Here is a 14,039-nt window from a genome sequence, read left to right on the forward strand (position 1 = left end):
GCCCACTTTTGTTTTACCCACAAGTAAACAACATAAACTAGCGTAAGTGTTTTAACGCTGTATCTTTTTGTCGGCATGTTTATTCCCATACAGCACTCTTGGTCGGCGCCGTTTTAATTGCCTGAACCAGTCAGCTGTATCTTGGAAATCATGCGAGTGGGAATCGTGACTGGAGCATCTCGTGGCATAGGTGCCGTCTTCGCCGATAGGCTCGGGCAGCTACGTCCAGACCTAGATGAAATCTGGTGTATCTCTCGTAGCTACAACGATGATCCTTCCAGCGAGGCCGCTGAACACTCTAGGACCCAAGGTTCGCGTCTTCGATATCTTCGTCTAGACCAGTCCGATGATGATTTTGGCGATAGGCTCCGGAATCGTGTTGAGCGCCATCACGCGACGATAGTTTATTTAATCCTCAATGCCGCGTACGCGAATTATGGCGATGTTAATACCCAGGACTTTTCGCGGGCTGATCAAATGATACAGACAAATATTCGCGGAACGGTCGCAGCGGTTTACTCTCTAAACGATCTATTCGAAGAGAATGGCCACATTATTCTGGTTTCGTCGATCTCTGCTGTAGCACCAACTCCAGGGCTCGCAGTGTACACAGCATCGAAGGCGTTTATTCGGCATTGGGGTATCAGCCTTAGGGATGAATTAAAGCCTAATGGTGTAACTGTAACTATTTGCTACCCGGGAAAGGTTAAGACCAAGGCGCTCCGGGACGTCGTGAAGCAGGCGAAGTCGGTGAAGTTGCGTCTTATGCCTGAGCAGAATCTCAGTTATCTGGTGGAGGGCACGTTACGTGCAGCGGAGAGCGGCCGAGCGGAGGTCGCACCCGGTCTATATGGTCTGGTGATGGCTCTATTTAAGGCTGTGCCGAAACGTGTGGTGGCTCGATTCGCGCGGTTAGTTTGAGGCCCTCTAGTTTCGCGGTATCAAACTTTCGTTTAACCCCCTGGGTTTAGTCCATGTAGAAGCCAGTGTTTTCTGAGTAGGCTACGAAGTATGCGTAAGTTATTCACAGCCGCTTCGGTCTACCTCGGTCTTGGTCTGTTTTCTGGCGTTTTCTATCGTGAATTTACCCGTGCGATGGATTTTGGCGATAAAACGCAGCTCAATACGCTGCACACGCATTTCCTTGTCCTTGGCACGATCTTTTTCTTGGTTGCGCTGGCATTGGATGGTCAATTCAATATTTCAGCTGTCAAGGGCTTTGATCGCTGGTTCATTGTTCAGAATGTCGGCATTGTTTGGACGATCGGCATGATGGTGGCAAACGGTATTGTCCACGTTGTTTCAGGCCCGGAGGCCTGGGGTCCGATGTACTCGGGAATTGCAGGACTCGGCCACATTATCCTGACGGTTGGCTTTGTGTGGTTCTTTATGCTTCTCAATAAGGCGCTGAAGAATCGTGAACGCGTGGATCGCAAGGCCAACGCAGCCGTATAAATTCCCAGTGGAAATGCGTGAGTCAGATAGCTGATTCCGCCTAGGCGATAAGGCGAAATAAAACCCCGTGCAGAAACTATATCTGCGCGGGGCGCTTTCATATAGCGGCGACTATTCGTCTGCGATAGCGGCCAGAGGTGGTGTCTTTGCGGCCTTCTGACCAGGTTCGAGAGCAGCAATAACGCCTACAAGCGCAGACCCAAGCAGCATGAGAACAACCTGCAGCCACGGTACCGCAATAGTATTCAGGCCCTCATCCTTCAGCACGGTCAGCAGTGACCAGCCAAGGAACAAGCCGAGGACAATACCCACAACCGCGCCGAAAATGGAGATTTCCACAGATTCCAGGCGAATCATCCGGCGAATCCCTGAGCGCTGCAGGCCGACGGCTCGAAGCATGCCAATCTCCTGGCGGCGCTCGACAACTGAGAGCGCGACAGTATTGATAATTCCCAGAATCGAAATGATGACCGCCAGTGCCAGCAGTGCGTACACGATTCCCAGCATGACATCGATAGAGGCATTAGCCAGGCCCGCGAACTCCTTGGCAGTCATCACTTGTACTACAAGGTAGTCTGCAACGGCGTCGCTAAGCTTCTGTTTCATCTCAGCCATGGCGCTGTCATCTGCCGCGATGGAATCGGAGACATCGACGTAGGTCTGGAAGGGCAACAGGTGGCTGCTCTTGACATATTTATGGGCGGCTTCGTAGGAGACAAAAATCGACTGGCCTGGATCTCTTGTATCAGCAAAAATGCCGGTGACAGGGAGCCGTGTTACGCCGCCTTTGGAAACCACTGCAAGTTCAGTGTCAACGTTCCAACTATTCTTTTTCGCCGTTGATTCGCTGATGACAATTCCCGCATCTGGCTTGGCTAGATTAAGGGATCCTTGGATGGCGCGAGTGCCGTACCATTTGCCGACGTTGGAGTTGAAAACCGACACATTGCTAGATTCCGGTCCGACTTCAGTTTGTTCGCCGTCGGCAGTCATCATCGTGGCGGCTTCTTCAGGCGGGATCACCAGTAGGGCACCAATCGACAACGTTGCGGTGTCTTCGACACCATCGATACCCTTCACCGCGTCCTCGACACCAAGAGGCAGGGCCGAATGCGCAGTCAGAGGCGGTGAGAGCACGAAGTCAGCCGTCAGATTGGTCTCTGACCACTCATTGACCGCTTCCTTCATGGACACGCCGAACATGCCGATCACAGTCACCAGCGCAAGTCCGAGCGTCAGTGCAAACGATGTGGTTCCCGTTCTGCGCGGATTGCGGTGAGAGTTCGTTGCCGCAAGCTTGCCGACGGTTCCAAAAGGCGCACCTACGACGCGCCCCAGTCCTCCGATCAGAGGCATGGACAGTGCAGGGCCGACAAGCCAGACGGAGGCTACGGCCATCACCGCACCGACACCAACGAAGATGGCGCGAATCTTGGTTTCCGCGTCGTTCCACTGCAATGCCCAGGCAATGATTGCAATAGCAGCGGATGCCAGCACTGCGCCGGTCCACGTCCGAGCACTGAGACTATTGCTGGTTGTTTGATCTCCAGAGCGCATGGCTTCCACAGGAGGGACCGCGCCAGCGCGGGCGGCCGGCGTCCAGGCGGCAATCATGGTAATTACCACGCCGACAATGAGCGGCACGATAACTGCCACCGGTTCGAATGTCAGGCCGTCGCCGGGCATGGAGATACTCATGGCATCGAGAAGCATGAATAGCCCCTGGCTCAGCCCAAATCCCGTGATTACACCTAGTGCGGAACCGATGAGGCCAACAATGAATGCCTCCAAGAGGACTGACCCAGTGAGCTGCCGTCGTGAAGCACCGAGGGCGCGGAGGAGAGCGAATTCCTTCATGCGCTGAGTGACCAGCATGGTGAAGGTATTGGAGATGATGAAGATGCCGACCAGCAGACCGATGAGCCCGAAAGCGATGAGGAAGTAGTTAACAAAGCTTAAGGCGGAGGAGACACGTTCGGAAGCCTCGTCGGCGAGCGTAGAGCCGGCCTCTACCTTGAGCTCGGGGAACGCGGCCGCGACGTCACGGGTGAGTGCGGCGGCGTCGGTGGTGGAATCGGCAGCGAGGGTGAACATGTCCATATGGCTGTCCGCGCCGTAGAGCTCTCGCCACTGATCTTGGGTGAAAAAGACTGTGAGATAGCCGGTTTCGTCGATGGAGGTATCAGCGATGCCGACAACCTTCACCGTCGCCCGCTCGAGACGGGTGGCCACCTTGATTTCAGTGCCGACGTGGAGGTTGCCGAGTTCGGCGGTGGTGGAATTGACGACCACCTCACCTGGTGCTTCCGGTGCGTGTCCCTCGGTAATCGTGACCTTGTTGCCCACTGCTTCGGCCGCTGGATAGTAGGGAAGACCCAACGATGGCGAACCATTGGTCTGAATCGGCTTGCCATCGGCTCCCGTGGCCGTAATGCTGTTGTTGGGATTGCCGATGTTGAGGGCGCGCACCCCAGGGAAGTTCTCTACCTTCTGTTCAGTTTCTTTGGTGAGCGCACCGGGATTGTCAGCAGGGGCCGTCACCACCACGTCGACACCGTCATAAGCGGTACTCATTGCGCCCTTAAAGGCCTTGTCCAGCGATGATGTGAACACAAATGCGCCGGTGATGAAGGCCGTGCCCAGCACGACCGAAATAATTGTGAGTACGAGGCGCAACTTGTGCGAGGTGATGTTGCGCCAGGCGACGCGGCTCAGCGTGGAAGACGATGATGCCATGGGGGGAGATGACCTGCCTTCCTAAAGATTCTCAATATCTGCCATGCGCGCCAAGATATCGGCGGGCGTGGGATTGCGAAGCTCGTCAACCACGCGGCCATCCGCGAGGAACACAACACGGTCTGCGTAGGACGCGGCGGTGGCATCATGCGTCACAATGACGACGGTTTGGCCGATGTCATCAACCGCATCGCGGAGAATCGTCAATACCTCACGAGATGAGTTCGAGTCCAAGTTGCCCGTCGGCTCATCGCCAAAGATGATCTCCGGCCGGCTGACGATGGCACGCGCACAGGCGACACGCTGCTGCTGGCCACCGGACAGTTCCGAGGGGCGGTGCGTAAGCCGTTCTTTAAGCCCGAGGCGTGTGGTGATTTCCTCGAACCACTGCTTATCCACCTTCCGACCAGCGATATTGATAGGCAGGGTGATGTTCTCTGCCGCCGTCAACGTCGGCACCAGGTTGAAGGACTGGAACACAAAGCCCAGGCGATCACGCCGCAGCGCCGTGATTTCCTTGTCCGACAGCTTCGACAGATCCGTCGTGCCGATGTACGCGCTTCCCGACGTCGCGGAGTCCAAACCGGCCATGCAGTGCATCAATGTCGACTTACCGGACCCGGACGGGCCCATAATCGCGGTGAACTCACCAGCGGCAAAAGAGATATCGACATGGTCCAGTGCAGTAACAGCGGCATTGCCGACACCGTACTTCTTGGTGAGCCTCTCAGCGTAGGCCGCCGCTGGTGGGGCGGAATGCTCCAAAGAAGATTCAGCGGATGATTTAGCGGATTGTTGTGCATGCTTGGCAGACATGGGGGAGGGGGTTCTCTTCTAATTAGATTTGATCAACGGCGAATTAATATCCGGCAGCGAAAGCGGATTGAAAACGCTGCGGCGGGAATGGAACGTTCGTTGTTCACCAGTCACGGGGTCAGCGAAACTCATTTCTACACAGACCAGGTGCAGGGGCTCCGAGGTATTCTCGGCCTCCAGCGGCAGAATCTCCGGGTAGTACTGGTCGCCCAGGATGGGAAAGCCCAGCTCACTCAAGTGCAGCCGTAGCTGATGAGTGCGTCCGGTGATGGGTTTCAATTGCCACAGCGCAACGCGACCACTGTCGGCAGCGAGGTCGTCGGCGTCCGAAGGCACGTCGACAAGCGAAATGTGCTCGATGATGGTGTGGGCGTTTGGCTCGCCCTCGAGAGTATAAGCCTGCATCTGGCCAGCAACTTTGTGCTGTCGTGTGCGCAACTCCAGCGGGGTCTCGGGCAGGGCTTCGCTGGTCGCGCCAGCGATGGGTGTGGGCGATGTCAGCGCGTGATAGCGCTTAGTAACTTCCCCAGATGCGAAAAGCCCCTGGTAGGCGCCACGAACTTCGCGCCGGGCGGTAAAGATGAGCAACCCCGACGTCAGTCTGTCGAGGCGATGCGCGGGAACCAACTCCGGATTTCCCAGCTCCCGCCGCAGGCGTACGACAGCGGTTTCCGTGATGTGTCGGCCGCGTGGCATCGTTGCCAAAAACGACGGCTTGTCGACGACCACAAGGTTGTCATCTTGAAAGACAATCGGCATCGGCCCCGCGATTGTGCGCTCCGGTGCCGGGGTGCGGTAAAACCACATTTCCGCGCCGGGCTTCACCATGTCATCTGGACTGTACGGCACTGAGTTGGCGCGAACGACGAGCCCATCTGCAAAGCGTTTAGCTACGGCCGCTTCATCATCGTCCGGGTGGCGATGGGTTTGACCTGCGATAGCGCCTGCGAGCAGAACCCACGCACGGGTGGGGGCATCGCCACGACGCCCGGGAGCGGCGATGCGGGATGGGTTGAGCCCATCGCGAATGGGCAGTGGCATGCGACGCATACGGCTGACTTTAACAGGTGCCCCGGATTCATCTGGCAGGCAAGCGGAGCTGCTGTGGCAGAGCGGTGTTGGTATCGCCCCCAATGGCGTAGGTGGACAACATTCTGCCCTGTCGGTCGCAACATAATGGGGGTAGGGTGGAGGTGAAAGTAATAAAAGGGTTGGCTCGGAAGAGTTGACTAAATAGCAAAGCTTGTCCATTAAAATGGCGTCCAAGCAGGTGCGATAGGTGTAGCTGCGTTGCGGTCTGGCCGCGGAGAGCCAATTTTTATGGATCGCATAATAAGGAGGCAATCAATGCCAAGGCAGAACATCATTGTGTGCGCGGTCGACGGCTCAGAGGCGTCCAAGACCGCCGTCAAGTGGGCCGCTAACACCGCAGTGAAGCGCGGTGAGCCACTCCGTCTGGTCAGCAGCTACTCCATGCCACAGTTCCTCTACGCAGAGGGCATGGTTCCGCCGCAGGAGCTTTACGACGATCTTGAGGCCGAAACCCTGGAGAAGATTAACGAGGCCAAGAAGATTGCCCTCGACTTCGCACCGTCGGTAGATGTCAGCCACCAGATTGAAGAGGGCAGCCCGATTGACATGCTGCTCGACCTGTCTGAGCAGGCAACCATGGTGGTTATGGGCTCTCGCGGTCTGGGTGGGCTCTCTGGCATGGTCATGGGTTCGGTTTCCGCCGCTGTTGTTTCCCACGCATCGTGCCCGGTTGTTGTTGTCCGCGAGGACAACCTGGTCACCGATGAGACCAAGTACGGCCCGGTCGTTGTCGGCGTCGATGGCTCCGATATTTCCGAAAAGGCAACGGAGTACGCATTCCGTGAGGCCGATGCCCGTGGTGCAGAGCTGATTGCAGTTCACACCTGGATGGACATGCAGGTACAGGCTTCCCTGGCCGGTCTTTCTGCAGCTCAGAGCCAGTGGCAGGTTGTGGAAGAGGAGCAGAAGGCTCTGCTCGGCCACCGCCTGGAGAAGTACGCTAAGAAGTACCCGGACGTGGCCATCAAGAAGGTCGTTACCCGCGACCGCCCGGTTCGTGCTCTGGCTGACGCCTCGGAAGGCTCGCAGCTGCTGGTCGTCGGCAGCCACGGTCGCGGAGGCTTCAAGGGCATGCTGCTCGGCTCCACCTCGCGTGCACTCCTGCAGGCGGCTGCTTGCCCGATGATGGTCGTCCGCCCGGAGACTGACGCCTAAAGCGCCCTTCGAGGAGGCTGAGAAAAGACGCCGGTGCCGGTCGTGGAGGTGCGTTTAGCGCCGAGAACAGAAACCGTTACCGAATATTTATAAGTAGAACCTAGCCGGTTTCCGACATGTCTCGGAGATCGGCTTCGGTTTATATAAATGGGGCCTCTCGTCTGCATAAACCCCGTTTTCATGCAGAAAGTACAGATTCTATAAGGTTTTTCTGTGGTTATCCGACTGTTATCTCGCTAGTTTCCCAGTGGCCGAAATGGCCTGATAGTGCTTGCAGTAGGTGCAAGATATTTTGGAAAGCCTTATAGTTGAGTCAGAACGATTTCGGGAAAGGAATATCTAACATGAACGAGATTCTTCTTGCTGCCTCTTTTAGTCCTACTCTGGGCTTCGTTGGTTGGATTATCATTGGTGGTCTTGCCGGCTGGATCGGCTCTAAAATCATGAACACCGATGAACAGATGGGTATTGTCCTGAATATCGTCGTCGGTGTTGTCGGTGGTTTCTTGGGTGGCTGGCTGCTCACCCGGTTTGGCATTGATGTCGCAAGCGGTGGATTCTTCTTCAGCTTCCTCACCTGTCTGCTCGGTGCCGTGATTCTGTTGTGGATTGTCGGCATGATTCAGAAGCGCAAGTAAGCAAAGTAAAACAGCGCGACTATGCACGAAGCGTCGTAACGCTGCTATCTACTGGATAGTGAGCTAGAGCGCGGGGCATCTCATTAACATTGAGATGCCCTTTTTCTTGTGCGGTTGGCGTGAAGTTGACGTTCTGCGGTTGTCGCGACATCTGTTGGGGGCAGTAATCATCGCACGCTAAAGTAGGACTAGAGGCTGAAAGACTGACTAGTTTGTTCTTTTACAAAATCACAGTCGCAGATGCGCCTACAATGGAATATCACAAACTATAAACGCCCTGCTCAGTGTTGCGAAAGCAATGACGCGAACGCCGATATTTGCGAGTAAGCAGCTGTTATAACGGGGTGTGACTTTGGAAGGACGAGAGGTACTGCCGTGGCAGAAGCGACAACGGGCAAGGGCGCAAAAGGCGGCCGCGCTTCCTCTCGCCGTCGTAACCGCCCCAGTCCGCGGGAGCGCCTCCTGACATCAGCGACAGCTCTGTTTACAACGGAAGGCATCCGCGTTGTCGGCATTGACCGCATCCTGCGGGAAGCTGATGTCGCCAAAGCCAGCCTGTACTCGTTGTTTGGATCCAAGGACAAGCTGGTCATCGCGTATCTGCAAGACCTCGATGCCAAATGGCGGGAGGCTTGGGAGCAGCGAGTGGCCTCGTTGGATACCCCGGCGGAGAAGATTCTCGCTTTCTTCGATCAGTGTATTGCGGAGCAGCCGGCAATCGACTTCCGTGGTTCACACTTCCAGAATGCGGCTAGTGAATATCCACGGCCGGAAACGGAGTCGGAGCAGGACATCCGCCAGGCCGCAGCCGATCACCGCTCCTGGGTTTGGCAACAGCTACACACGCTGCTGACTGAAAATGAATCTAGTATGCCGTCTGCTCACGCAAATATGCTGTTGCTCTACCTCGACGGCGGCCTCGCGGGTGCCAAGATGTCCAAGGACCTGAACCCGCTGCAGATGGCGCGCGACCTGGCCCGTGACTTGGTCACGTAAATACCTAATTCCCTTTTTTAACGCGCCCTAGTTCTCGCCTTTTGCTCACGGGCTAATCCCGGAAGCGTTTCCAGTCCGACTCCTTTGAGCCGGTGGCTTTCTTAACCATATTCTTCGTATTCTGGCCGAGCAGCATTCCCAGGTTCTTTGCAATCAGAATTGGTTTCGGCCGCTTCTGCGCCTTTTGTGCTTTCTCGGCTTGTCGTTTCATGTCTGCCCGCACTTTGGCCAGGCCGGGAAGCGGCGGAACTATACCCGAGGAAATCTTCATATCCTGCGTCAGGGACGGCAAATTGTCCTGAGCGCCAGGCCTCATCTGGGTCACCATGTAGCGAACCTTCGCAATTTTCAAAGCCTGGGCATATTCTTCGTCCTGCTTTGCTTTACGACGGTCCCGCGATTCCTTCTCAATAGCGGCATATTCGCTCTTATACTGCTTTATTTTCCACGGAGCGAATGCGGATTTGATATAAAAGCGACGCTTGGCCTGCTTTAACTTCTTCTTTTCCTCCCGCTCCGATTCGTATTCACCCTTTTGGTGGTTTTGAAGAGTTCGGAAATCGTCCGTGAGCGGGTAGGTCTTTTCTACATAGCGGGTAAGAATAATATTTTGGGTCAGTGTCCAGAAGTTATTGGTGACCCAGTAGACAATTAGAGCCACAGGTGTTGGGCCAAAGAACCCCGCGAAGAGGATCATCAGCGGTGCGTAGATAAGCATTACGCGCATGAATTTGCTGAGGAATACACTGACGCTATTGGAATAGTCGAGAGTGCGCTGCAACCGGCGGTAGGAAATGACCAAGTTAAAACCGGTGAAAATGGCCGCTGCCACGATGCCGATAATGCAGAAAGCTAACAGCGAATCATGATCGCCCCCAAGGATTTGTAGTTGCTCCCGGTCCATGCGCAGATACGCGGGTAGAGGCTGCCCCAAGAATGTCGCACTCAGAAAGTCGGAAATCTCATCCTTAGAGATGAATCCGACATTATGAGACGCAGGCAGCCCAGGCCCCTCAGACGCCCGCAGCATGTGCCTCAGCATGCGAACGAGGCCCATAATCACGGGAATCTGGACGAAGAGGGGCGCCAGCATTACGGAGGTCTTAATCCCCTCATCTTTGCGCATTTCCTTGCTGGCAAAGTTTACGTATTGTGGCGAGTTCGGCTCGATGCTCCTGCGGTAGCGCTCCTTGAGCATAAAAAGCTGCGGCCGTAGGTTGGCTGTCTTGCGCGCCGAGATAAATTGCTGGAACGCGAGAAACGCCAGAGCGCCACGCACCGTAAACACCAGCAGGAAGAGAGAAAGCGTCCAGGACAGAGAAGATGGCAGGTGAAACACTGAGGCCAGTAAAAGGTGCCACGCCTTAAGGACAAACGAGACCAGCCAAACAAATGGTTCCAAAATAACCACGGGCCGACTCCTCCATGTCAAGGATAAGAAAAGTAAGACAACCGGATTAGGCCGGTGTGCCAATTCCAGCCGCTATCCTAGCGACTCGAATCACCTGCCCCAACTTTAAAACAGGGCCCCGCTGCGGCGGGACCCTGTCTTTAAGATAGTGAAGCTGGATGAAATCCAGTGGAAGGCAAACGAACCTGGGTGAGAACTAGTTAGCGCTCTCATACTTTTCAATAATGTGCTTTGGCAGCGCACCACGGTCTGCAACATCCATGCCATTCTCTCGTGCCCACTGGCGAATCTTGCGATTGCGATCACGGGCCTTAGCGGCATTGGGATTAGCGGAAGAGCGCTTACGCGGAGCTACAACCGTGCTGTGATCAATAGAAGCGTTCGCAATATACGGTTCTAATACCTGCTCGAACTTCTCAGCATTTTCCTGAGAGAGGTCGAGAATGTAGTTCTTACCGCGGAAAGAGAAACGAACGACTTGGTGATCTGCGGAATCAAGCGGAGTCCCATCAAGGTCGTCGATGTACTGAATTAGTTCGCGGCGTGCCATAGAATCCCTGCCTAAGCTTGGTGCTGAACTTGTAATAATGAAGAAGGCTTACGGTGAAACTTCAGTACGGTGAAATTTCAAATTAATATCAAGCCCTGTTTTCTTTCCCCCACAGTATAAGTGCAAAGAAATTTAATGTCTATTGACGATAATTGAGCTAGATTGTGCAACTTATATCGAATACATGGTTTGTTAATAATTCGATTAATTGTGCACAAGAACTTGGGGTAATAAAAAGACGGCCCTGCATGTTGTGCAGGGCCGTCGTGAACAGCAACTACGCTACTGAGGGCGCAATGCGGGGTGCGCTCTCAGTGGTCGTCGGAAAGCGAAAGGATGAGAAAGCGCTTAAGCCTGGGTCATGCCCTCACCAGGCTTGCCTCGGTAGGTAGCGGCGACGAAAAGTGGCTGGTTCGGTTCCTCCTTGACCTCGACGAGGCGGTACTCAGAGGTAACGTCCTCGCGGCCGAAGTAGACAGCGGTGTAGCCGTGGCGGTCGAACTCGAGGTAGTTGACGTACGGGTTCGCAGCCTTGAGTCCAGCGGTAGCAGCCAAGGAAATCGGGTTGTCCTGAGGCAGCTTCACAATGTCATCGATGTTCGGGGCGCTGACGGAAGTACAGACAATCTCAATGGCGGCAATACCGGCACTCGGGTACTGGCCCGGGACCTTCGGTACGTTGCAGTTCCAGGAGGAGTGAATATCGCCGGTGAGGAAGACAACGTTGTCGTAGCCCTCCTTACCCATGATGTCAATCAGCTTACGACGCTCAGCAGCGTAGCCATCCCACTGATCCAAGTTGTACGGCAGGCCGTCCTGAGGCAAGCTCAGCAGCTCAGTGACAGCGCGAGTGGCCTCCGGATCCAGCGGCGGAACCAGCACTGGAGTGAACATGACGGAGTTGCCCACGACACGCCACTTTGCGCTCGAGGAACGCCACTGGCCGAGCAGGTAATTGAACTGCTCAGAGCCGAGCATGGAGCGACTCTCATCATCGGTCTCGCCAGCGCGGATGAACTTCAGCTGCTGGTCACGGTAGGTGCGCAGGTCCAGCATGGTCAGGTCGGCGAGATCGCCGAAACGGAAGCTGCGGTAGAGCTTGCCGCCCTGGGAGAAGGGGACAGCGCGAACCGGCAGCCACTCCAGGTAAGCCTGGATAGCGGCGTCGCGGCGGGCAACGTAGTCGCCTTCGGTCTCCGGGTCGTGGTTCTCAGCGCCACTGTGCCAATCATCGTTGGCGACCTCGTGGTCATCCCAGGTCACAATCCACGGCTTTGCGCGGTGAGCTTCCTGCAGGTCCGCATCGGTGCGGTAGGTGGCGTAGCGCAGGCGGTAGTCAGCGAGAGAAATAATCTCGTGAGCCGGCTTGTGGTCACGAACCGGGCCCTTGCCGGAGTAGCCACCGGCCTCGTACTCGTAGATGTAGTCACCGACACACATAATGATGTCGATGCGGTCATTTTCCGCCATATCGCGGTAAGCGGAGAAGAAGCCACTTTCCCAGTTAGCGCAGGAGGTCAGCGCGATGCCCAGGTGATCTGGCGAGGAGTTCACCGGCGGCGCAGTGCGAGTCTGGCCAATCGGGGAAACCTGGCCCGCGTGATTACCCGCGGTGACGGTAAAGCGGTAGAAGTAGTAGGAATCAGCGGAGAGACCCTTGACATCGATCTTGACGGTGTTGTCAGCATCCGGGTCGGTGTTCAGGGCACCAGAGGCAACGATGTTGCCGAAGCCCTCATCAGAAGCGACTTCCCACTTCAGTGCAACAGGGCGGCCCTGGTTTGCACCTGCGGTGTCGCCTGGGTGCGAGGTCACACGAGTCCAGATAAGAACGGAGTCCGGCAGTGGATCGCCAGAGGCCACACCGTGTTGGAAGACCTGAAAACCGCCAGCATTAGCTGGAGACTGTGACTCAGGATTGGCCCCCGCACTAGTAGCGGTCGCCAGGCCGATGGCGCCAGCAGCAGCACCGGTAGCGCCGGCACGCAGTACGGCACGACGAGAAGGGGTGAATGGCTTTTGGGCTGTTGCGTCGCTATTCGAGACCGCGCCGTTCAGATCCGAGGCTGCAGTCTGAGATTTATCTGAAGATGGCATAGCCCTCATTACAGTAGTTCTCAGTCCGTAGCGCCATCGGAGGGAGAAAATAGCCCGATACGGGGGTACTAAGAGCGAAAGCGCGACTATTGCTGCTCAACAACAGTCGCGCTTAGTTCGACGGATCTCGGCGAGTGGCCTTAACCCGAAGCGGCCAGGTTTACGCGCCCAGCTCCGAAATGATCTGGCGATCCAGAGAATCCAGCTCTGCGGTAATGGAGTGGTGTGCGCGACGACGCTGCTCCGGGGTCATCTTCTCGGCAGTGTTAATGGCATCAGTCATGACATCCAGACGCGAGTTGGCGTCCTTGATAAAACCATCGGTACCCTTGACGCCCGACTTACGCAGCTCTGTCAGTGAACCACGAGTGGCCTCAATGCGGGCCAGCAGCGGCGCACCGTGCCCCTGGTAACGAGCGGCATCATTAGCGGAAACACCGAACTTCTGCGCGGCCGAAGAGTGTTCACGGCGCTGAATGGCAGTGATGGCGCGGTAGGCCAGCGGAACCAGCACCGGTACCAGCAGGCGTGCGCCACCGATCCACGACTTTGCCTTGTCCTTGTTGAAGCCCTGGCTGCGCTGCTGTTGCAGGATCTTCTCGGCCATCTTGGTCTGGTGACGCTGCTTGGCGGCCAGCGCCTTCTTCTCGTCCTTGGCACTTGCCTTGCGGATCTTCTCCGCGCGCTTCAGAGCACGGTTTTCCAGCTTGAGTTCCTTCTTACCGAGCTTTTCCTCAGAACGAACGCGGCCAGCGGCCTCCTTCAGCTCCAGCTTGTGCTGGTGCTTCTGGTCGCGCTTAGCGGCCTTGACCTCAGCCTTATGTGCCTTGCGATTAAGTCGAGCTGCGTGGCGAGCCTCTTCCTTAGCCTTCGCCTTGGCAGCCTTCACCTGCTTGGCGGTTTCGCGCCGACGCTCACGGATGTCACCCAAGAAGCTCATTTTTTCCTTCGCCTAGTTGCTCGCAGATAGTCCCTCCGGAAAAGCGGGGCGGAAAACCCGTAAACCCCACCGCGCCGGAGTGCGCTTGCCAGATGCAGTGGCTGCATCACGATTCTTGCTATCCAAGCTTAACGTGAAACTTCCTACCGAGTG

Annotated in this window: 12 protein-coding genes; 5 read left to right on the top strand and 7 right to left on the bottom strand. The window is 56.0% G+C overall.

The genetic code is table 11. The annotated features are described in order from the left end of the window. The first annotated feature begins 165 nt into the window (after window positions 1-165). Complete coding sequence (locus HMPREF2651_RS05785; protein WP_161798951.1) at window positions 166-921, top strand: SDR family NAD(P)-dependent oxidoreductase; 756 nt, start codon at window positions 166-168, stop codon at window positions 919-921. A gap of 90 nt (window positions 922-1,011) precedes the next feature. Continuing rightward, window positions 1,012-1,455 carry a DUF2871 domain-containing protein gene (locus HMPREF2651_RS05790; RefSeq protein WP_038627034.1) on the top strand — a complete coding sequence of 148 codons (444 nt, stop codon included), beginning with the start codon at window positions 1,012-1,014 and terminating at the stop codon, window positions 1,453-1,455. A 111-nt stretch (window positions 1,456-1,566) separates the two neighbouring features. Here HMPREF2651_RS05790 and HMPREF2651_RS05795 read toward each other — a convergent pair whose 3' ends face one another. The 3 genes from HMPREF2651_RS05795 to HMPREF2651_RS05805 are packed head-to-tail and all read right to left on the bottom strand — an operon-like array spanning window position 1,567 to window position 6,057. Further along, entirely contained in the window at window positions 1,567-4,191 is a 2,625-nt protein-coding gene (locus HMPREF2651_RS05795; protein ID WP_049181898.1) for an ABC transporter permease, read from the bottom strand. A gap of 21 nt (window positions 4,192-4,212) precedes the next feature. Beyond that, window positions 4,213-5,007, bottom strand: a complete 795-nt coding sequence (locus tag HMPREF2651_RS05800; RefSeq protein WP_016421690.1) for an ABC transporter ATP-binding protein — start codon at window positions 5,005-5,007, stop codon at window positions 4,213-4,215. A gap of 18 nt (window positions 5,008-5,025) precedes the next feature. Then, a complete protein-coding gene (locus HMPREF2651_RS05805; protein ID WP_049181896.1) occupies window positions 5,026-6,057 on the bottom strand; it encodes a pseudouridine synthase in 1,032 nt (343 codons plus the stop codon). A 297-nt stretch (window positions 6,058-6,354) separates the two neighbouring features. On the opposite strand from HMPREF2651_RS05805, the gene HMPREF2651_RS05810 reads away from it, so the two are divergent. The 3 genes from HMPREF2651_RS05810 to HMPREF2651_RS05820 all read left to right on the top strand — a co-directional run bounded on the left by HMPREF2651_RS05810 (window position 6,355) and on the right by HMPREF2651_RS05820 (window position 8,888). Beyond that, window positions 6,355-7,254: a universal stress protein gene (locus HMPREF2651_RS05810; protein WP_016421688.1), complete on the top strand. Its 900-nt coding sequence runs from the start codon at window positions 6,355-6,357 to the stop codon at window positions 7,252-7,254. Between the two features lie 344 nt (window positions 7,255-7,598). Further along, the gene (locus HMPREF2651_RS05815) at window positions 7,599-7,892 is read left to right on the top strand and encodes a GlsB/YeaQ/YmgE family stress response membrane protein (RefSeq protein ID WP_049181894.1); all 294 of its coding nucleotides are present in this window, start codon (window positions 7,599-7,601) and stop codon (window positions 7,890-7,892) included. Window positions 7,893-8,267: 375 nt separating this feature from the next. After that, entirely contained in the window at window positions 8,268-8,888 is a 621-nt protein-coding gene (locus HMPREF2651_RS05820) for a TetR/AcrR family transcriptional regulator (RefSeq protein WP_016421686.1), read from the top strand. A 52-nt stretch (window positions 8,889-8,940) separates the two neighbouring features. Here the strand turns inward: HMPREF2651_RS05820 and yidC are convergent, their stop codons facing one another. The 4 genes from yidC to HMPREF2651_RS05840 form a co-directional block, all read right to left on the bottom strand. After that, entirely contained in the window at window positions 8,941-10,299 is a 1,359-nt protein-coding gene (gene yidC / locus HMPREF2651_RS05825; RefSeq protein WP_049181891.1) for a membrane protein insertase YidC, read from the bottom strand. Between the two features lie 196 nt (window positions 10,300-10,495). Next, window positions 10,496-10,849, bottom strand: a complete 354-nt coding sequence (locus HMPREF2651_RS05830; RefSeq protein WP_049181889.1) for a histone-like nucleoid-structuring protein Lsr2 — start codon at window positions 10,847-10,849, stop codon at window positions 10,496-10,498. 348 nt (window positions 10,850-11,197) lie between these two features. Then, a complete protein-coding gene (locus HMPREF2651_RS05835; protein WP_239663080.1) occupies window positions 11,198-12,946 on the bottom strand; it encodes an alkaline phosphatase D family protein in 1,749 nt (582 codons plus the stop codon). Between the two features lie 160 nt (window positions 12,947-13,106). Then, window positions 13,107-13,886 carry a DUF6474 family protein gene (locus HMPREF2651_RS05840; RefSeq protein ID WP_016421682.1) on the bottom strand — a complete coding sequence of 260 codons (780 nt, stop codon included), beginning with the start codon at window positions 13,884-13,886 and terminating at the stop codon, window positions 13,107-13,109. Window positions 13,887-14,039 lie beyond the last annotated feature (153 nt).

Source organism: Corynebacterium sp. HMSC063A05, from assembly GCF_001809695.1.
In the GTDB taxonomy this organism is placed as follows: domain Bacteria; phylum Actinomycetota; class Actinomycetes; order Mycobacteriales; family Mycobacteriaceae; genus Corynebacterium; species Corynebacterium amycolatum.

Excerpts from the sequence above, each read along its gene's own strand:
- HMPREF2651_RS05790 (WP_038627034.1), top strand. The coding sequence starts at position 1,012 with ATGCGTAAGTTATTCACAGCCGCTTCGGTCTACCTCGGTCTTGGTCTG.
- HMPREF2651_RS05795 (WP_049181898.1), bottom strand. The coding sequence starts at position 4,191 with ATGGCATCATCGTCTTCCACGCTGAGCCGCGTCGCCTGGCGCAACATC.
- HMPREF2651_RS05800 (WP_016421690.1), bottom strand. The coding sequence starts at position 5,007 with ATGTCTGCCAAGCATGCACAACAATCCGCTAAATCATCCGCTGAATCT.
- HMPREF2651_RS05805 (WP_049181896.1), bottom strand. The coding sequence starts at position 6,057 with ATGCGTCGCATGCCACTGCCCATTCGCGATGGGCTCAACCCATCCCGC.
- HMPREF2651_RS05810 (WP_016421688.1), top strand. The coding sequence starts at position 6,355 with ATGCCAAGGCAGAACATCATTGTGTGCGCGGTCGACGGCTCAGAGGCG.
- HMPREF2651_RS05815 (WP_049181894.1), top strand. The coding sequence starts at position 7,599 with ATGAACGAGATTCTTCTTGCTGCCTCTTTTAGTCCTACTCTGGGCTTC.
- HMPREF2651_RS05830 (WP_049181889.1), bottom strand. The coding sequence starts at position 10,849 with ATGGCACGCCGCGAACTAATTCAGTACATCGACGACCTTGATGGGACT.
- HMPREF2651_RS05835 (WP_239663080.1), bottom strand. The coding sequence starts at position 12,946 with ATGCCATCTTCAGATAAATCTCAGACTGCAGCCTCGGATCTGAACGGC.
- HMPREF2651_RS05840 (WP_016421682.1), bottom strand. The coding sequence starts at position 13,886 with ATGAGCTTCTTGGGTGACATCCGTGAGCGTCGGCGCGAAACCGCCAAG.